We start from the raw sequence: 18,772 nt of genomic DNA on the forward strand, positions 1-18,772 counted from the left end.
TCGGACATGGCTGAGAACACGCCCGTCGCGGGGCCGCGCCACGACCCCAAGGTGGTCATCGCGCTGCGCAACTTCGCGATCTCGATTTCGGTCTTCAACATCGTCGGCTACACGATTCTCGGCTTCGAGCAGCCCTGGCTGTGGCCCTTCATCGCCCTCGCCACCGGATACACCACCGAGATCGTCCTGGAGCGGATCGGCTCGCGCGCCGAGGGCCGGCCCCCGCGCTACAAGGGCAACGGCCTGCGCGGGCTGATCGAGTTCCTCTACCCGGCGCACATCACCAGCCTGGCCATGAACATGCTGACCTACGTCAACGACCAGGTCCTGGTGCTCGTCTTCGGGGTCGTGGTCGCCGTCGGCGCCAAGTGGGTCCTGCGGGCCCCGGTGAAGGGCCGCCTGCGCCACTACATGAACCCGTCGAACTTCGGCATCGCCGTCATCCTGCTGCTGTTCCCCTGGGCCAGCATCGCCCCGCCGTACCACTTCACCGAGAACGTCGACACCTGGATCGACTGGCTGGTGCCCGGGATCATCATCGTCGGCGGCACGATGCTGAACGGCAAGCTCACCGGCCGCATGCCGCTCATCGCCGGCTGGGTCGGCGCGTTCGCCCTGCAGGCGATCCTGCGCGGCGTCTTCTTCGGCACCTCGATCCCCGCCGCGCTCGCCATGATGACCGGCGTCGCCTTCATCCTGTTCACCAACTACATGATCACAGACCCGGGCACGACGCCGTCGAAGCCCGGCTCGCAGATCGTCTTCGGCGCCGGCGTCGCCCTGCTGTACGGCCTGCTCACCGCCGTCCACATCTCGTACGCGCTGTTCTTCGCCACGGCCGGCGTCTGCGCCATCCGGGGCGGCTTCTTCTGGGCGCTGCACTTCGTGAACAAGGCCCGCCAGCAGGCGCAGGCCCCGGCTCCGGCCCCCGGACCGGCCATCTCGGCCCACACGCCGGCGCCGGTCATCGTGACCGGCCCCGTCTCGGTCAACGGCAAAGAGGCGGCGTCCGTATGAGCACGACCAGGATCGCCATCGTCGGCATGGCCTGCCGATATCCCGACGCCGCCTCACCGCGGGAGCTGTGGGAGAACGCGCTGGCCGGCCGGCGCGCCTTCCGCAGGCTCCCGGACGAGCGGATGCGCCTGGAGGACTACTGGGACCCCGATCCGTCGGTGCCCGACCGGTTCTACGCCCGCACCGCCGCCGTCATCGAGGGCTACGAGTTCGACCGGGTCGGCTACCGGATCGCCGGCAGCACCTACCGCTCGACCGACCTGACGCACTGGCTCGCCCTCGACATGGCGGGCCGTGCGCTGGCCGACGCGGGCTTTCCCGAAGGGGAGGGGCTGCCGCGCGAGCGCACCGGCGTCGTCGTCGGCAACACCCTGACCGGCGAGTTCACCCGCGCCAACATCATGCGCCTGCGCTGGCCGTACGTCCGCCGCACGGTCGCGGCGACGCTGAAGGACCAGGGCTGGGACGACGAACGGCTGGCCGCCTTCCTCGCGGACCTGGAGGCCACCTACAAGAGCCCGTTCCCGGAGGTCGACGAGGACACCCTCGCGGGCGGCCTGTCGAACACCATCGCCGGGCGCATCTGCAACCACTTCGACCTCAACGGCGGCGGCTACACCGTGGACGGCGCCTGCTCCTCCTCGCTGCTGTCGGTGACGACGGCGTGCAAGGCGCTGCTCGACGGCGACCTGGACGTCGCCGTCGCCGGCGGGGTCGACCTGTCCATCGACCCCTTCGAGATCATCGGCTTCGCGAAGACCGGCGCGCTGGCCAAGGGCGAGATGCGCCTGTACGACAAGCACTCCAACGGCTTCTGGCCGGGCGAGGGCTGCGGAATGGTCGTGCTGATGCGCGAGTCCGACGCGGTCGAGGCCGGTCGCCGGATCTACGCCGTCATCGCGGGCTGGGGCGTCTCCTCCGACGGCCGGGGCGGCATGACCAGGCCCGAGGTGAGCGGCTACCGGCTCGCGCTGAGCCGGGCCTACGATCGGGCCGGCTTCGGCATCGAGACGGTCGGCCTGTTCGAGGGCCACGGCACCGGCACCGCGGTGGGCGACGCCACCGAGCTCACCGCGCTGTCGGAGGCCAGGACCGACGCGGCCCCGGCGGCGGCGCCCGCCGCCGTCACCTCGATCAAGGGGATGATCGGGCACGCCAAGGCCGCGGCCGGGGTGGCCGGACTGATCAAGACCGCGATGGCGGTCCACGAGCAGGTCCTGCCGCCCGCCATCGGCTGCGTCGAGCCGCACCAGATCCTCGCGCGGGAGGACGCCCCGCTGCGCGCGCTGCGCAAGGCGGAGCCCTGGCCCGAGGACGTCCCCGTCAGGGCCGGCGTCACGGCCATGGGCTTCGGCGGCATCAACACCCACGTCGTGCTGGAGAAGAGCGGGCCGCGGCGGCGCGTGCTGCCCGCCCGCACCAGGAGCCTGGCCTCCTCCCTGCAGGACGCCGAGCTGCTGCTGGCCGACGCCGCCTCGCCGCAGGCGCTGCGCGAGCGGGTGGCCACGCTGGCCGACTTCGTGACCCGGCTGTCGTACGCGCAGCTCGCCGACCTGGCGGTCACCCTGCAGCGCGAGCTGCGGGACCAGCCCTACCGGGCGGCGGTGGTGGTCTCCTCGCCCGAGGACGCCGAGCGGCAGCTGCGGCGGGTGCTCACCGCCCTCGACGGCGGCGAGACCAGCCTGTTCGCCTCCGACGGCCGGGCCTTCCTCGGCCACGCCGACGGCCCCCGCCGGATCGGCTTCCTCTTCCCCGGGCAGGGCTCGGGCCGCGGCACCAGCGGCGGGGCTCTGCGCCGCCGCTTCCCCGAGGTCGAGGAGATCTACGCCAGGGCGGCGCTGCCGTCCTCGGGGGACATGGTGGCCACCGCGGTCGCCCAGCCGCGCATCGTCACCGGCTCGATGGCGGGACTGCGCGCGCTGTCCCTCCTCGGCCTGGAGGCGGACGTCGCGGTCGGCCACAGCCTCGGCGAGCTGTCGGCGCTGCAGTGGGCCGGAGCCATGGACGAGGACACGCTGCTCGGCCTGGCCGCCGCCCGCGGCCGGGCCATGACCGAGCACAGCTCCTCGGGCACCATGGCGGGCATCCGGGCGACCCCGCAGACGGTGGCCGACCTCATCGCCGGGCTGCCGGTGGTGATCGCCGGATACAACGGCCCGAGCCAGACCGTCGTCGCCGGCCCGGCCGACGCGGTGGAGGAGGCGGGGCGCAGGGCCTCCGACGCGGGCCTGAACTGGACGCCGCTCGCGGTGTCCCACGCCTTCCACTCGCCGCTGGTGGCGCCCGCGGCCGAGGCGTTCGGCGCGTACCTGGCCGGGCAGGAGTTCGGCCCGGTCGGGCGGCGGATCGTCTCCACCGTGACCGGCGAGGAGCTGCCGGCGGGCGCGGACCTGCGCGAGCTGCTGCGGCGGCAGATCACCGAGCCGGTGCGGTTCACCCAGGCGGTCGAGCGGGCGGCCAAGGACGTCGCTCTGTTCGTCGAGGTCGGTCCGGGCCGGGTGCTCGCCGGTCTGGCCGCGGCGGCGACGGAGGTGCCCGCGGTCGCGCTCGACACCGACGACGAGTCGCTGGCCGGGCTGCTGCGGGTGGCCGGCGCGGCCTACGTGACCGGCGTGCCCGTCCTCCTGGAAGACCTCTTCCACGGCCGGCTGGTCCGGCCCCTGGAGGTCGGCGCGGAGTTCCGCTTCTTCGCCAGCCCGGCGGAGGCCGCCCCCCGGGTCACCGTCGCGGCGACGCGGGCGCACGCGGCCGGGGAGGCCGCGCCGCCCGCCGTGCCGGCGGCGCCCGTGGTCTCCGGCGACGCCGCGGCCGAAGCCGGGTCGAGCATCGACCTGCTGCGGCGCCTCGCGGCCGAGCGGGCGGAACTGCCGCTGGAGATGGTGAGCGAGGACAGCAGGCCGCTCGACGAGCTGCACCTCAGCTCGGTCACGGTGATGCACATCATCGACCAGGCCGTCCAGCGCCTGGGGGTGCCCGCCGCCCAGGCCCCCACCAACCTCGCCACCGCGAGCCTGCGCGAGCTGGCCGAGGCGCTCGACCGGCTCACGCGGGAGCCGCAGGGCCGGGCCGCCGCCCCGGCGGCCACGGTGGCCGGCGCCGCCGACTGGGCCAGGCCGTTCGCGGTCGACCTCGACGAGGTGCCGCTCCCGGCGCGGACCGGCCCCGGGGACAGCGGCCGGTGGCGGCTGTACGCCGCCGGGTCGTCCCCGATCGCCGAGCCGCTGCGCCGGGCGCTCGAGGAGGGGAACGTCGGCTCCGGGGTGCTGGTGTGCCTGCCCCCGGACTGCGCCGAGGAGCACCTGGAGCAGGCGCTGCTGGGCGCCAAGGCCGCCCTGGCCGGCCCGCCCGGCACCCGGTTCGTCCTGGTCCAGCACGACCGGGGCGCGGCCGGGCTCGCCAAGACGCTGCACCTGGAGGCGCCGCACCTGCGGACCACCGTCGTGCACACCCCCGCGGTGCCGGAGGCGGTCGGCCGCGTGGTGGCCGAGGTGGCGGCGACCACCGCCTTCGCCGAGGCGTACTACGACGCCGACGGCGTGCGCCGGGTGCCGACGCTGCGCGCCCTGCCGGTACGGCCGGCCGCCCAGGCCCAGCCGCTCGGCGCGGAGGACGTCCTGCTGGTGACCGGCGGCGGCAAGGGCATCACCGCCGAGTGCGCCCTGGCGGTCGCCGCCGACAGCGGCGCGAAGCTGGCCGTGCTCGGCCGCTCCGACCCGGCCGGCGACGCGGAGCTCGCCGCGACCCTGGCGCGGATGGCCGAGGCCGGGGTGACCGTGCGGTACGCCAGGGCCGACGTGACCGACCCCGGTCAGGTGCGCCGGGGCATCGCCGAGCTGGAGGCGGAGCTGGGGCCGGTCACCGCGGTCCTGCACGGCGCCGGCCGCAACGAGCCCGCCGGGCTCGCCGGCCTCGACGCCGACGCCTTCACGCGGACGTTCGCCCCCAAGGTCGGCGGGCTGCGCAACGTGCTCGACGTGGTGGACCCCGGCAGGCTGCGCCTGCTGGTCACCTTCGGCAGCATCATCGGCAGGGCCGGTCTGCACGGCGAGGCGCACTACGCCACCGCCAACGAGTGGCTGGCCGAGCTGACCAGGGAGGTCGCCGACAAGCACCCGGGCTGCCGTGCCATCTGCATGGAGTGGTCGGTCTGGTCGGACGTCGGCATGGGCGAGCGCCTGTCGGTGGTCGAGGGGCTGACCCGCAAGGGCATCGCCCCGATCACCCCCGAGCAGGGAGTGGAGATCATGCGGAGGCTGGTCGCCGATCCCGCCTCGCCCGTCGTCGTCGTGATCAGCGGGCGCACGGAGGGAATCGGCACGGTCCGCAGGGACGAGCCTCCGCTGCCCCTGCTGCGCTTCGTCGACCGCCCGCTGGTCCGCTACCACGGCGTCGAGCTCGTCACCGAGGTCGAGGTCAACTCGGGCACCGATCTCTATCTCGCCGACCACCTCCTCGACGGCAACCTGCTGTTCCCGGCCGTCTTCGGGATGGAGGCCATGGCCCAGGTCGCGTACGCGGCCACCGGGCGGCGGGAGACGCCGGCGATCGAGGACGCGCGGTTCCTGCGGCCGATCGTGGTGCCGCCGGCCGGCAGCACGACGCTGCGGATCGCCGCGACGGTCACCGGCGACGACACCGTCGAGGCGGCGATCCGCAGCTCGGACACCGGCTTCGAGGTGGACCACTTCCGCGCCCGGCTGCGCTACACCGGCGAGCCGGTGGCGGACGGGCCGCCCGGCCAGGTCGCCGAGGGGCTTCCTCCGGTGACGCTGGACCCGGCTCGGGAGATGTACGGCGACCTGCTGTTCCAGGGCGGCCGCTTCCACCGGCTGCGCCGCTACCACCGCGCCGCCGCCCGTCACGTGGACGCCGACGTCGCCGCGCTGGCCGACGGGGACTGGTTCGCCCGCTACCTGCCGGACACCCTGCTCCTGGGCGACCCGGGCACGCGGGACGCGCTGATGCACGGCAACCAGGTCTGCGTGCCGGACGCCACGCTGCTGCCGGTGGGGATCGAACGGGTGCGTCCCGGAGGCCCCGCCCTCGCGGAGGCGGGCGCGCTGCGGTACTGCGCGACGGAACGCGAGCGCGACGGCGACACCTACGTCTACGACATCGCGGTCCGCACCGAGGACGGCACCGTCGTGGAGCGGTGGGACGGCCTGACCCTGCAGGCCGTACGCAAGAAGGACGGCGGCGCGGGTCCCTGGGTGGCCCCCCTGCTCGGCTCCTACCTGGAGCGGACGCTGGAGGACCTGACCGGCGACCGGGTGGCCGTCGTGGTCGAACCCGGCCTGCCGGGCGAGCCGGACGGCGCCGCCGGGCGCGGCGTTCGCGCGGCCGTCGGGCTGGGCCGGGCGCTCGGCCGCCCCGTCGAGGTGCGGTCCGGTCCCGGCGGCGAGCCGGAGATCGACGGCGAGGCCGGCGACGGCGTCGCGGTGTCGGCGGCACACGGGGCCGGGGTGACGCTGTGCGTCGCCGGCGCCGGGCCGCTGGGCTGCGAGATCACCGAGGTGACCGCGTCCGGGGAGGGCGACGAGCGGTGGCGGGAGGCCCTCGGGCCGAACGCCGCGGTCGCCGAGCGGGTCGCCGCCCTCACCGGCGAGGCCCCCGAGGTCGCGGCCGCGCGGGTCCTGGCCGGGGTGCGGTCCCTGCGGCGGGCCGGCCTGCCGGAGGACACCCCGCTCGCGGCCGGCGCCGTGTCCGGCTCGTGGGCGGTCGTCGACGCCGGGGACGCGCGGATCGCGACGCTCGTCACCTCCCTGCGGGACGTCGCGGGGCCGGTAGTGATCGCGGTTCTCACCGAAGGGCGGTCGCGGGCGTGAGCGACTACTACGAATACCTCCACACCGTGGGATTCGAGGAGACGAACCTCGTCGGGAACGTCTACTACGTCAACTACCTGCGGTGGCAGGGACGTTGCCGGGAGATGTTCCTCAAGGAGCGGGCGCCGGAGGTGCTCGCCGACCTGCAGGACGACCTGAAGCTGTTCACGCTGAAGGTGGACTGCGAGTTCTTCGCCGAGATCACCGCGTTCGACGAGCTGTCCATCCGGATGCGCCTGGTCGATCTCGCCCAGACGCAGGTCGAGTTCAGCTTCGACTACGTGCGGCTCAACCCGGGCGAGGGCGAGACGCTCGTGGCCCGCGGCAGGCAGCGCGTGGCCTGCATGCGCGGGCCGAACACCCGCACCGCGCCCGCCCGGGTTCCCGAGTCGCTGGTCAGGGCGCTCGAACCGTACGCGTCCTAACCCCAGGAGGTCAGCGTGACTGTCGACCAATCAACGGCATCATCCCTGCAGATGGACGGCCAGGTGAACGACGCCAAGGCGCTGCGGCGGGCGTTCGGCGCCTTCGCCACCGGTGTGACCGTGGTGACGACGGGCGGGTCCGTCCCGCACGCCATGACCGCCAACTCCTTCGCCTCCGTCTCGCTCGACCCGCCGCTCGTGCTGGTCTGCATCGACCGGGCCGCCGTCATGCACCAATGCCTCAGCATGACGGGCTTCTTCGGGGTCTCGGTCCTCGCGGCCCACCAGGAGAGCGAGGCGAGGCACTTCGCCAACCGTTACCGCGCGCTGGGCGCCGCCCAGTTCGAGGAGGTCGAGTGGCTGCCCGGCGACCTGACCGGGGTCCCGCTGATCGCCGGGACGGTCGCCAGGTTCGAGTGCGAGCTGTGGCGCACCTACGACGGCGGCGACCACACGATCTTCCTCGGCAAGGTGCTGTCCATGGAGCAGCAGACCGACCGGGAGGGCCTGCTGGTCTACCGCGGCCGGTTCCAGGAGCTCACCGACCGGCCGGGGGTGCCGGCGTGAGCGCCACGAGCCGCCGCGCCGTCCTCGCCCCGCCCCGGACCCGCACGGGCGGCGCCCAGGTGGCGCCGCCCGGCCCTCCGGTGACGGCCACGCCGCGGCTGTTCCTCCAGCTCGTCCGCGACCGGCTGGGGATGCTCACCTCGGCCACCGCGGCGTACGGCGACGCCGTACGGCTGACCATCGGGCCCAAGAGCATCTACCTGTTCAACCACCCGGACCACGCCAAGCACGTGCTGGCCGACAACAGCGCGGCCTATCACAAGGGGATCGGCCTCGCCGAGGCGAAGCGGGTCATCGGGGACGGGCTGCTCACCAGCGAGGGCGAGGTGTGGCGCGCCCAGCGCAGGACGGTCCAGCCGATGTTCCAGAACAAGCGCATCGCCCGCCAGGACACCGTGATCGCCGGCGAGGCGGCGCGCCTGGTGGAGCGGCTGCGGGCGCGGGTGGGCGGGCCGCCGGTCGACCTGGCGGGGGAGATGACGCGGCTCGCCCTCGGCGTGCTCGGCCGCACCCTGCTCGGCGCCGACCTCGACCGGTTCCACTCCCTCGGGCACGCCTTCGAGGACATGCAGGACCAGGCGATGTTCGAGATGGTGTCGCTGAGCATGGTGCCGCTGTGGCTGCCACTGCCCGGGCACCTGCGCTTCCGCCGCGCCCGCCGGGACCTGTACCGGGTGGCCGACCGCCTGGTGGCGGGTCATCCGGACGGCGGGGACGACGTCGTGACCCGGCTGCTCGCCTCGCCCGGGGGCGCCGATCCCCGGCCCGCGCGGGTGCGGATGCGGGAGGACCTCGTCACCCTGCTGCTGGCCGGGCACGAGACGACGGCGAGCACGCTGTCGTGGGCCTTCCACCTGCTGGACCGGCATCCGGAGGTGCGCGAGCGGCTGCGCGCCGAGGCCGTGGAGGTCCTCGGCGACCGGCCGCCGGTGTACGACGACCTGCACCGGCTCAGGTACACCGCCATGGTGATCGAGGAGGTGATGCGTCTCTACCCGCCCGTGTGGGCGCTGACCCGGGTGGCCCAGCGGGACGACGAGGTCGGCGGCTACCACGTGCCGGCCGGCGCGGACGTCATGATCAGCCCGTACACGCTGCACCGGCACCCCGCCTACTGGACCGACCCCGAGCGGTTCGACCCCGAGCGGTTCGACCCGGACCGCGCGCACGGCCGGCCGCGCTACGCCTACATCCCCTTCGGCGCCGGACCGCGGTTCTGCGTCGGCAACCACCTGGGCATGATGGAGGCGACGTTCGTCCTCGCGATGGTCTCCCGCGAGCTGCGGCTGACCCATGTGCCCGGCCGTCCCGTGGTCCCCGAGGCGATGCTGTCGCTGCGGGTCCGCGGCGGCCTGCCGATGACCGTGCACAGCGCGTAGGGAACCGCGCGGGCGAACCGCGGAAAAAGCGAGCGGCCGGGCGGTGACGCCCGGCCGTCTTCGCGTTCGATGCCGCGTGGGAGCCGCGTGGGTGCGCCGTTCAGCAGGCCTGCCTGGCGGCGCCCACCGGCGACGACAACAGGTCGCGCAGGGCCAGCAGGACCGGCGGGTCGAGCGGGCGCATCGGCCGGAGCCGGACGTCGGCGACCTGCGCTCCCGCGCCGGGCCGCACGGTGATCGGCCCGCTGCACGCGATGCACTGCGCCTCGTCCTCGCCGCGGGGGATGCCGAAGGCGTCCTCGTGCCCCTCGGCGGCCGACTGCGCGATCAGGTGCCATCGCCCCGGCGGCACGTTCTCCAGCACGTACGGCCCGGGCCGGTCGAGCAGGGTGTAGCAGACCGGGCGTCCGCCGAGGATCCGCTCGGGGAACAACCCGGCGAAGACCGGCCGGTCCGGCAGCGGCGAGGAGATCTCGCCCGCGATCGTCGCCGTGGCACCGGAGGGGGTGGCGCCACGGCCGGCCGCGAGCAGTTGCGGCGTCACGCTTCCGAGCACGCGGTACCTGCTCGGGGACAGCCCCACACTGCTGGTGAACCGCGAGCTGAAGGTGCCCACGCTCGAATAGCCCACCTGGTGGCTGATGTTCGTCACGCTCATCACCGTCGAGGACAGCAGCCTCTTGGCCTCGCGGAGCCGCACGGCCGACAGGAAACGTCCCGGGGACAGTCCGGTGACCCGCTGGAAGACCCGCGAGAAGTGGAACTTGCTGAACATGGCCACCCGGGCCATGTCGTCGATGGTGATCGGTTCGCCGAGGTTCTCGTGCATGTTCTCGATCACCCTCAGCGCGGCTCGCTCGATTACGTCGTCCATTACTCCTCCCGGCGTCCGGAGGCGTCTGGTGAGCGATCCTGAATCGGATCGGCGGGTCCGCGCGCGCGAATCGTGCCGCCCGCGGATTTCGTGGAATGCTCGTCGCCCGGAATTCGCGGCGGCGCCCTCCGATTTCCGGCCGCCTCGTTCCGGTCTTTCGTTCTTTTACATGCGGCCGGAGGGGCCCGGCGCTGCATGGAAACGGGAATTAATTTGACAATTGTGTTCGGGTGGTCGTCCGGTCGCTTTCCGTGTCCGCCGTGCCGCGTGGCGGCACGCGGGCGGTGTGCCGGTGCTACGCCGCGGCGGGAAGGATCTGCCGGGGCGCCGGCGGCCCGGCGTGGTGGCGCCGCTCGCGCGGGTAGCCGAGCGACACCTCCTCGAACCGGACGCCGTCGTGCCATGTCGTCCGCGGCACGTGCAGGTGGCCGTACACCACGGCGGACGCGTGGTAGCGCAGGTGCCAGTCGGCCGTGTGCTCGGTGCCGCACCATTGGGCGAACACCTGGTGGCGCAGCACGCGGGTGGGCTCGCGCAGCAGCGGGAAGTGGTTGACCAGTACGGTCGGCAGTCCGGGGTCGCGCGCCTCGAGCCGCGCCTCGGTCTCCCGCAGCCGCGCCCGGCACCACGCCTCCCGGCTGGAGTACGGGTGGGGGTCGAGCAGGATCTCGTCGGTGCAGACGACGCCCAGCCGGTACGCCTGGGCGAGCGACTCCTCCTTGGTGGTGTGCGGGTCGCGGAAGCTGTAGTCGTACAGGAGGAACAGGGGGACCACGGTCGCCGGGCCGCCCGCCCCGGTCCACACCGGGTAGGGGTCCTCGGGTGTGAGCACCCCGATCCGGCGGCAGACCTGGACGAGCCGGCGGTAGCGCTCCTCGCCCCGCAGGGGCTCGGGGTCGCCGGGCGTGGTCCACAATTCGTGGTTGCCGGGCGTCCACACAACCGCCGCGAAACGCTCCCGCAGCGTGGCGAGCGCCCATTCGACGTCGGAAATCCGCTCACCGACGTCGCCGGCGACAATAAGCCAGTCGCCCGGCGCGCCGGGACGCAGCGACTCCACGAGCGCCCGGTTTTCCGGGTGGGCGACATGGAGGTCGCTTATCGCGAGCAGTCTTCCATTTTTCGTCCGCCGGCCGGTCACGACGAAATCGTAAAGGGATCCGGCGGGCGCGGGAATCGCTCGCGGCGGTTATGGGACCCCAGATTTCCGGATAGGGGACAGGGGGTCCGGATAGGGGTTGTGACGCCAGGTTGGGGCGGCCAATTCTGGCTCCGTTGGCCCAGGCCGCGGGCCGCGCGCTCCTATCGCCGCCCGCGGGCAGGGGACGCGCCCTATGGGGAGTGTGGCGGATGGCCGAGGCTCGCGACGACGGGTTCTCGCGCTACGCGAGACAGGCCTGGCCGGCGCTGCGGCGCACGGCCTTCCTGCTCACCTCGGACTGGCACGAGGCCGAGGACCTCGTCCAGCGGACCCTGATCGCCCTCCACCGCCACTGGGACAGGCTGGAGCGGCACGACAGGATCTCCGGGTACGCGCGGGCGATCATGGTCCGGCTCGTCTACAGCGACCGCAGGTCGCACCGGTGGTCGCGGGAGGTCCTGCACGAGCTGCCGCCCGAGCCCGAACCCCCGGCCGACCCCTACACGCTCGTGGTCGACCGCATCCTGCTGATGAACGCGCTCGCCGGTCTCGGCCCCCGGCAGCGGGCCGCCGTCGTCCTGCGCTACTGGGAGGACCGCAGCGTCGAGGAGACGGCGTCGGCGATGGGCAGCGAGGGCTCCACGGTCCGCAGCCAGACGGTCCGCGCGCTGGCCACCCTGCGTACGGCCCTGACGGCCGCCGCGGACGGCACGGCCGCGGCGGCGCCGCGCAACGCGGAAGATGCGGCGCGCGCGGCGGTGCCCGGACGATGAAGGTGACCTGAGTCGAACTGAGACACGAGGGAACGCCCATGCCGCCGCGAGCCCCAGCAGACGACAAACCCAGGACGAGCACACTGGAAGCCTTCGCGGACACGATCGTCCCCGGTGAGAAGAGGCACCCCGGCGACCTGGCCGTGGCCGGCGCGGCCGAGGGCGCGGGCGCGGTGCAGGCCGGGGCCATCGAGCTGCTCGAATGGAACGCGACCGGCGTCACGGAGGGCCTGGACGACTACGCCCGGCTGCTCGGCGACCACGCCCGCGACTACGCGGCGGAGCACGGGCTCACGCTGGACGACTCGGTGCCGCCGTTCGTCGCCCTGCCCTTCGAGCACCGGACCGCCCTGGTGCGCCGGCTGACCGCGCCCGACCACCCGGAGAAGGCGTTCTGGGTCCTGCTCGCGCTGTTCAGCAACATGGCCTACGACTCCGCGGCGCACACGAGCACGGCCGAGGCGATCGCCGCCGGGCATCCCGGGCTGCTCGCGATGGGCGTCGCCCGCCCCGGCGACGACGGCCTGTGGCGGTTCCCCGCCCACTCCTACGGCAGGCCCCTGGCCCGCCTGCACCCGGACACGACCCCCTCAGGGAGCCCCGCATGACCAGCACTGAACGCACCGACGTCCTCGTGGTCGGCAGCGGCTTCGGCGGCGCCATCGCGGCCTACCACCTGGCCGCGGGCGGCGCCCGGGTCGTCGTGCTCGAACGGGGGCCGTGGCTGGGCACGCAGGACTTCGAGCACGACTTCAAGCTCGGCTCGTCCTACACGCGGGCCTTCGACTTCGTCGTCGGCGACGGCATGAGCGTGCTCGGCGGCAACTGCGTGGGCGGCGGAAGCGTCGTTTACTTCGCCGCCATGCCCCGCGCGCCGCGCTTCGTCTTCGAGCGCCACGGAACCATCGGCCGCCGGATGTGGCCGGCCTCCGTCAGCCGCGACACCCTCGACCCCTGGTACGACCGGGTGGCGGAGTCCATCCCCGTCACCACCCAGGACTGGAACGACGTCACCTACGCGGGCGGGCTGTGGGCCGCCGCCTGCGACCACTCCGGCCGCACCGCCAACCCGGTGCCGGTGGCGATCGACAACGCCAAGTGCGTCAACTGCAACTGGATGATGGCCGGGTGCCGCTTCGACGCGAAGCGCTCGCTGCTGACCAACTACCTGCCGGCGGCGCTCGCCCACGGCGCGCAGATCCGCCCGCTGCACGAGGTGCAGCGCATCGAGCGCAACCACGACGGCTCCTACCGCGTGCACTACGACCTCATCGACGAGGAGGACTACCGGATCCGCTACGACGGCGGGGCGATCGACGCCAAGATCGTCGTGCTGGCGGCCGGGGCCGGTGCCACTCCCGTCATCCTGCAGCGCAGCGAGGCGACGCTCGGCGCCATGCCGCACGCCGTGGGCCGCTACTTCTCCGGCAACGGCGAGCGGCTCAACACCGCGGTGCTCAACGAGGACCGGGTGCGCGACGTGCTCGGCCTGTCCCGGGGCGACGGCCTCGCGTACGCGGCCAACCAGATCGGCAAGGGCCCGACCGTGGCGAACTGGGACCGGCTCGACGGGTCGCTGCCCGAGTTCACCCGCTACTCGCTGGAGCAGCTCTACTTCCCGCCCGGCCTCGGCACCATCCTCGCGCAGGTCGCCGACGCCGCCCCGGGCGAGTCGACCTGGTTCGGCGTGAAGAAGAAGGAGATGCTGCGCCGCTGGCAGTCCTGGCTGATCATCTTTCAGATGATCGAGGACGCCAACGAGGGCGTCTTCGGCCCGCCGCCCGCCAAGGGCAACGCCGACCGCGTCTCCCAGCAGATGCTCGGCGTCGGGCGCCTCAAGTACGACCCCGCCGAGACCACGCTGCGCGCCTGGGCCATGGCGGACGCCGAGGTCAAGGAGATCCTGGAGCGCGACGGCCTGGCCACCGTCACCGCCTGGACCAACGACGTGATCGGCGCCTACACCGTGCACCCGCTGTCGTCCTGCCGCATCGGCGACGACCCCGCGACCTCCGCCCTCGACGACCGGAACGAGCTGCGCGGGCACCCGGGCATCTTCGTCACCGACGGCTCCGCCGTGCCGGGCGCGCTGACCGTCAACCCGGCCATGACCATCGCGGCGCTGGCCGAGCGCGCGATCCCCGGCATCGTCCGGGCCGCCCAGGACCGCGGCGTGGACGTCACCTACGGCGCGCCGGCCCCCGACGGCGGGACCAGCGGCCGCCGCGGGGTCGCCGACCTGCTGCCGAGCCTGACGAGAAGGTAGGGGAGGAGCCGAGATGGGGGCCGTCCTCACCCGCGCCACGCTGCCGGGCACGCTGGCGCAGGTCCGCCACGTCGCCCCGGTGCGCCCGAACGCGGCGCCGGACCTCGTCCGCCGGGTGTACGCGCAGGTCGAGCGGGACTTCGGCATGCTGGCGCCGCCCGTGATCCTGCACTCGCCCGCCCCGCCCGTCCTGGCCGCGTGCTGGCTCGCGCTGCGTGAGTCGCTGCTCGCGCGGGGCGCGGTCGCCCGGCCGGTCAAGGAGGCCGTCGCGACGGCCGTCTCGCGGGGCAACTCCTGCCCGTACTGCGTGGACGTGCACCGGGCCACGATGGACGCCCTCGTCAGACGTGGCGGCGCGGCCGCCGACCCCCGGACCTCGCGGATCGAGGAGTGGGCGCGGGCGTCCGCGCGGCGTGAGGAGGCCGCCTCGCACGCCCTCCCGGTGCCGTCGCACCAGGCCGCCGAGCTGATCGCGGTGGCCGTGACGTTCCAGTACCTGAACCGGATGGTGAACGTCTTCCTCGGCGACTCCCCGCTGCCCCCCGGGGTGCCCGTACGGGCCCGCAAGGGACTCATGCGGCTGTTCGGGCTGCTCATGGCCCCCGCGGCGAGCAGGGCGGCGACCCCGGGCGACTCGCTGAGCCTGCTGCCGGACGCGCCGCTGCCGCCCGACCTGTCCTGGGCGCGGGACGTCCCGCACGTCGCCGGGGCCTTCGCCCGGGCGGCGGCGGCCGTGGAGGAGGCCGGGCGCCGCTCGGTGCCGGAACCGGTGCGCGACCTGGTCACGGACATGCTCGACGGCTGGAACGGCGAGCCTCCCGGCCTGGGCCGCGCCTGGGTCGCCGGCGCCGTGTCCGCCCTGCCCGACCGGCACCGCCCGGCCGGACGCCTGGCGTTGCTCACCGCCCTCGCCTCCTACCAGGTGGACGAGGGGGTCGTGGACGCGTTCAGGCGCGTGGAGCCGGACGACCGGGCGCTCGTCGAACTGACGGCGTGGGCCGCCATGTCCGCCGCCCGCCGCGCCGGCGCCTGGGCCCACGAGGCCCGCCCGCACGTCGGTGACCGTGACACCGCGACGACTTCTAGTGAGAGGACTGCCCGATGACCCAGCTGGAGACCGTGCTCAGGGACCTCACCGCGGAGGGCGAGCAGCTCGACCGCATCGTGGCCGGCCTCGACCCGGACCAGTGGAACCTGCCCACTCCCGCGCCCGGATGGACGGTCAGGGACCAGATCGCCCACCTCACCTTCGTCTTCCGGCTGGCCGCGACGGCGGCGAGCGACCCCGAGGCGTTCGAGGCGATGACCGCCCCGGCCAAGGGGAACTTCGACGCGGCGGTGAACGCCGCGCTCAAGGCCTTCGAGAACGACACGCCGGCCGAACTGCTCGCCAAGTGGCGGGCCGTGCGCGCGGAGGTGGTCGAGGCGCTCGCCGCCGTGCCCGCGGACGCGACCGTGCCCTGGCTGGTCAACCCGCTGCCGCCGGTCGTGCTCGCGTGCGCCGGGATCATGGAGCAGTTCGCCCACGGCCAGGACATCGCCGACACGCTGGGAGTGGAACTCGAGCGCACCGACCGCCTGGGTCACCTCGTCGTGTTCGCCGTGCTGACCCGCGACTTCGGCTACCTGTCGCGCGGCCTCACGCCGCCGGCCGAGCAGTTCCGCTTCGAGATCACCGCGCCCTCCGGCCAGGTGTGGGCGTACGGGCCCGAGGACGCCGAGCAGCGGGTCTCCGGTCCCGCCGCCGACTTCTGCCTTCTGGTCACCCGGCGCCGGCACCGGGACGACCTCGCGGTCACGGCCGTCGGCGCCGAGGCCGACCGCTGGCTGGACATCGCCCAGGCCTACCGCGGCCCGGCCGGAGAGGGTCGCAGGCCGGGCCAGTTCGCTCCCGCGCGCGTGTAGCCGGAGGCGGAGTAAGGAGGAACCGATGAGGCCCACACCCGCGGGCTTCCGGACGGCGGGGGAGACGCCGGGGACGGCGGGAGAGGTGGCCGGCTGCCTGGACGGCACGGTCCACCTCGCGTACGCGCGGGCGTCGGCGGCCGATCCTCCGGTGGTCGCCGCCGGTTTCTCCGCCGAAGCGGCACTGTCCAGGGCACGGGCCCGCGCCCGGGCCCTGGGCCTGCTGCGTGAAGGACCCGGAGCGGGGGCGACGCCCGGCGGGGGCGGCAGGGCACTGCGCCTGTCCGACTTCGTGCCGCACCCCACCGCCCCGCACGGCACGGCGCCGCACCCCACCGTGCCGCACAGCACCGTGCCGCACAGCACAGGGAGCGGAGGCCCGCACGTCGCGGGCAGGGGACTGCTCACCGGCGCCGGTTACCGGCTGCCGGGCGAAGTGGTGTGGCTGGGGGAGCACGGCGGCCCGATCGAACCCACCGCGATCGGCGTGGTGGACGACTGCGCCCCCGCCGGCGTCGCCGACGTGCTCGCCCACGACGCGGTCCTCCGGTGGCGGGCCGCGTCCCGCCGCCCGCCGCTGCGGATCACGCCCTACCTCGGCGGACTGCTGCCGCCCGGGGTCGCGGATGCGGCCTCCGGGCTCGGTCTGCCGGTCTCGGCGTACGTGCTGCCGGCCGGCGAGGTCAGGACCGTGCTCCTGCGCGTGCACGGCGCGGCCACGACCACGGCCGCCGCCTGCGGGCGCACACTCGGCGCGGCGGTGCGTGAGGCGTTCCTGCTCGCGATCGCGGCCGCGGCCCAGCCGGAGCGGGCCGTCCCGGACCTGAGCGCGCCGGGCCGCCTCGCCGCGTGGCGCCACGAGGACGGGCACCCGGCGGACCTGGAGCGCACGGCCGTCGACGCCGATCCCGGGATCGTCGACGAGCCCGCCGGGCCCGTCCCGTCCGGCTGGGCGGGAGTCGCCTACCGGCGGTTCGGGCACGAGCCGATCCTCGTCGAGGCGGGGGAGTTCAGCGAGGCCGTCAAGGTGGTCTGCCCGGGCGCCGCCTGCTACCGGAGACGGCGGCCGGGGATCGGGGTGCCGTGTCCGGTTCGCTAGTTCCCGCCCCGACGCACACCCCGCCGCGCACATCGCACCACGAAGACGCGGGAGGTGAGCCGTGGACGTGTCCGTGATCGGCATCTCACCCGAGGCGGCCGAGATCTACCGGTATTTCCTCCGGTGCAAGGGCGAGGGAGTCGGTTCGGTGCCGGAGGCCCTGGGCCTCGCCGCGGACACCGTCGAGGCCGCCGTGGAGACGCTCAGCCGGCTGTCCCTGCTCGACATCGCCGACCGGCACAGGGTCGTGGCGACGGAGCCGCGGATCGGCATCGAGCGGCTGGTGGAAAAGCGCCTCAACGAGCTCAACGCCGAGATCCGCCGGGTCCTCGCGGCGCGCGACGCGATCGCCGTCTTCATGGAGGACAAGCACGAGGGCGACCGCGCGGCGACGGTCCTCGACATCGAACGGGTGGAAGGCGTCGAGCGGGTCCGCCAGCGCATCGATGACCTTGCCTTCTTCTCCTACAAGGAGACGCTCTGCCTGCATCCGGGCGGCCCGTTCAGCCGGGTGATGATCGAATCGGCGCTGCCGCTGGACACCCGCTCGCTGCGGAGGGGCCTGGCGATCAAGGGTGTCTACCACCCGGCCGCGCTCGACGACCCGTTCATGGTGTCCTACCTGCGCGAGCTGGTCAGCCTCGGCGCCGAGGTGCGCGTCACCGATCAGCCGATGGACCGCATGCTCATCTACGACCGCAGCGCCGCCGTCGTGCCCATCGACCCCAAGGAGAGCGCGAAGGGCGCGTTGCTGGTCAGGGAGCCAGGGCTGGTCTCCCAGCTCGTCATCTACTTCGACGGGGTGTGGAAGTCCGCCACCGACTTCCGCGACATCATCGAGCCCACGACCGTGGAGCCCGCGCTGTCGGAGATGGAGCAGCGGGTGCTCGCGGTGATGGCCACGGCGGACAAGGACGAGATCGCGGCCAGGGAGCTGGACGTCTCGGTGCGGACCTACCGGCGCTATGTGGCCGATCTCATGGCCAGGCTCGGCGCCGTCAACCGGTTCCAGGCGGCCCTGCGGGCCAAGGAGGAGAACTGGATCTGAGCTCGGCGCGGCCCACGTGGGGGCGCGGCGCTCACCCCCACGTGTTGCCGTACTGCACCGGGCTGCCCCAGGTGTTCCCGTCGTTGTCGTCGGCGAGCACGGTGATCCGCGGCCGGTCGTCCGCGACGCCGGCGCCTCCCGTGCCCGCCATGCCGGCCACGCCCGCCGTGAGCCCGCACGCGAGGGCGCCGGACGCCAGGGCGATGGCCCACTTGAGGGTGCTCCACGAAGCGGTGGGGGAGGAGACCAGGGTCTTCATCTCAGTGCCTCTTTTCGCTGCCGGAGGGGTTGTTCTCGCACTACCCACTGTGCGTCGGCACAGGACCCGGAACCATGCGTACGGCGTGCAGCAAGCTGCACCGGCGTTACCGCTTCCTGCCATCCCGGCGTCGCATGGCAAATGAGGAGGTGACAGCGCGGGCCCGCGAGATTTTGACTGAGGCCACGTGACCC

Annotated in this window: 15 protein-coding genes; 12 read left to right on the forward strand and 3 right to left on the reverse strand. The window is 73.8% G+C overall.

Annotated elements, in window-relative coordinates; genetic code table 11:
• Positions 1–6: 6 nt before the first annotated feature.
• The 5 genes from ACWEQG_RS00920 to ACWEQG_RS00940 are packed head-to-tail and all read left to right on the forward strand — an operon-like array spanning position 7 to position 9,213.
• Positions 7–1,017 (forward strand): enediyne biosynthesis protein, encoded by a 1,011-nt coding sequence (locus ACWEQG_RS00920; RefSeq protein ID WP_452280594.1) that lies wholly within the window; start codon positions 7–9, stop codon positions 1,015–1,017.
• Positions 1,014–6,842: a type I polyketide synthase gene (locus ACWEQG_RS00925; RefSeq protein WP_452280595.1), complete on the forward strand. Its 5,829-nt coding sequence runs from the start codon at positions 1,014–1,016 to the stop codon at positions 6,840–6,842. Before ACWEQG_RS00920 ends, ACWEQG_RS00925 begins: the two co-directional genes overlap by 4 nt.
• The gene (locus ACWEQG_RS00930) at positions 6,839–7,267 is read left to right on the forward strand and encodes an acyl-CoA thioesterase (protein WP_363467057.1); all 429 of its coding nucleotides are present in this window, start codon (positions 6,839–6,841) and stop codon (positions 7,265–7,267) included. Before ACWEQG_RS00925 ends, ACWEQG_RS00930 begins: the two co-directional genes overlap by 4 nt.
• Positions 7,268–7,318: 51 nt before the next feature.
• Entirely contained in the window at positions 7,319–7,834 is a 516-nt protein-coding gene (locus ACWEQG_RS00935) for a flavin reductase family protein (RefSeq protein ID WP_169979818.1), read from the forward strand.
• A complete protein-coding gene (locus ACWEQG_RS00940) occupies positions 7,831–9,213 on the forward strand; it encodes a cytochrome P450 (RefSeq protein WP_452280596.1) in 1,383 nt (460 codons plus the stop codon). Before ACWEQG_RS00935 ends, ACWEQG_RS00940 begins: the two co-directional genes overlap by 4 nt.
• Before the next feature lie 100 nt (positions 9,214–9,313).
• Here the strand turns inward: ACWEQG_RS00940 and ACWEQG_RS00945 are convergent, their stop codons facing one another.
• The gene (locus ACWEQG_RS00945) at positions 9,314–10,087 is read right to left on the reverse strand and encodes a helix-turn-helix domain-containing protein (RefSeq protein ID WP_452280597.1); all 774 of its coding nucleotides are present in this window, start codon (positions 10,085–10,087) and stop codon (positions 9,314–9,316) included.
• Between the two features lie 295 nt (positions 10,088–10,382).
• Positions 10,383–11,228 carry a metallophosphoesterase family protein gene (locus tag ACWEQG_RS00950; protein ID WP_452280598.1) on the reverse strand — a complete coding sequence of 282 codons (846 nt, stop codon included), beginning with the start codon at positions 11,226–11,228 and terminating at the stop codon, positions 10,383–10,385.
• A gap of 209 nt (positions 11,229–11,437) precedes the next feature.
• Between ACWEQG_RS00950 and ACWEQG_RS00955 the strand changes: the two genes are divergently transcribed.
• The 7 genes from ACWEQG_RS00955 to ACWEQG_RS00985 all read left to right on the forward strand — a co-directional run bounded on the left by ACWEQG_RS00955 (position 11,438) and on the right by ACWEQG_RS00985 (position 18,319).
• Complete coding sequence (locus tag ACWEQG_RS00955; RefSeq protein WP_452280599.1) at positions 11,438–12,001, forward strand: SigE family RNA polymerase sigma factor; 564 nt, start codon at positions 11,438–11,440, stop codon at positions 11,999–12,001.
• Positions 12,002–12,039: 38 nt separating this feature from the next.
• Complete coding sequence (locus ACWEQG_RS00960; RefSeq protein ID WP_452280600.1) at positions 12,040–12,609, forward strand: DUF5987 family protein; 570 nt, start codon at positions 12,040–12,042, stop codon at positions 12,607–12,609.
• Positions 12,606–14,267, forward strand: coding sequence for an FAD-dependent oxidoreductase (locus tag ACWEQG_RS00965; RefSeq protein WP_452280601.1), 1,662 nt, complete (start codon positions 12,606–12,608; stop codon positions 14,265–14,267). The genes ACWEQG_RS00960 and ACWEQG_RS00965 overlap by 4 nt, the downstream gene beginning before the upstream one ends.
• Positions 14,268–14,280: 13 nt before the next feature.
• Entirely contained in the window at positions 14,281–15,372 is a 1,092-nt protein-coding gene (locus ACWEQG_RS00970) for a carboxymuconolactone decarboxylase family protein (protein WP_452280602.1), read from the forward strand.
• Positions 15,369–16,172 carry a TIGR03084 family metal-binding protein gene (locus tag ACWEQG_RS00975; RefSeq protein ID WP_363467080.1) on the forward strand — a complete coding sequence of 268 codons (804 nt, stop codon included), beginning with the start codon at positions 15,369–15,371 and terminating at the stop codon, positions 16,170–16,172. The genes ACWEQG_RS00970 and ACWEQG_RS00975 overlap by 4 nt, the downstream gene beginning before the upstream one ends.
• A 25-nt stretch (positions 16,173–16,197) precedes the next feature.
• Entirely contained in the window at positions 16,198–17,271 is a 1,074-nt protein-coding gene (locus tag ACWEQG_RS00980; protein WP_452280603.1) for a hypothetical protein, read from the forward strand.
• Positions 17,272–17,332: 61 nt separating this feature from the next.
• Positions 17,333–18,319, forward strand: a complete 987-nt coding sequence (locus ACWEQG_RS00985) for a hypothetical protein (RefSeq protein ID WP_452280604.1) — start codon at positions 17,333–17,335, stop codon at positions 18,317–18,319.
• A gap of 31 nt (positions 18,320–18,350) precedes the next feature.
• On the opposite strand, the gene ACWEQG_RS00990 is transcribed toward ACWEQG_RS00985, so the two are convergent.
• Positions 18,351–18,578, reverse strand: a complete 228-nt coding sequence (locus ACWEQG_RS00990; RefSeq protein ID WP_452280605.1) for a hypothetical protein — start codon at positions 18,576–18,578, stop codon at positions 18,351–18,353.
• Positions 18,579–18,772: the final 194 nt, after the last annotated feature.

This window comes from Microbispora sp. NPDC004025, assembly GCF_053604425.1.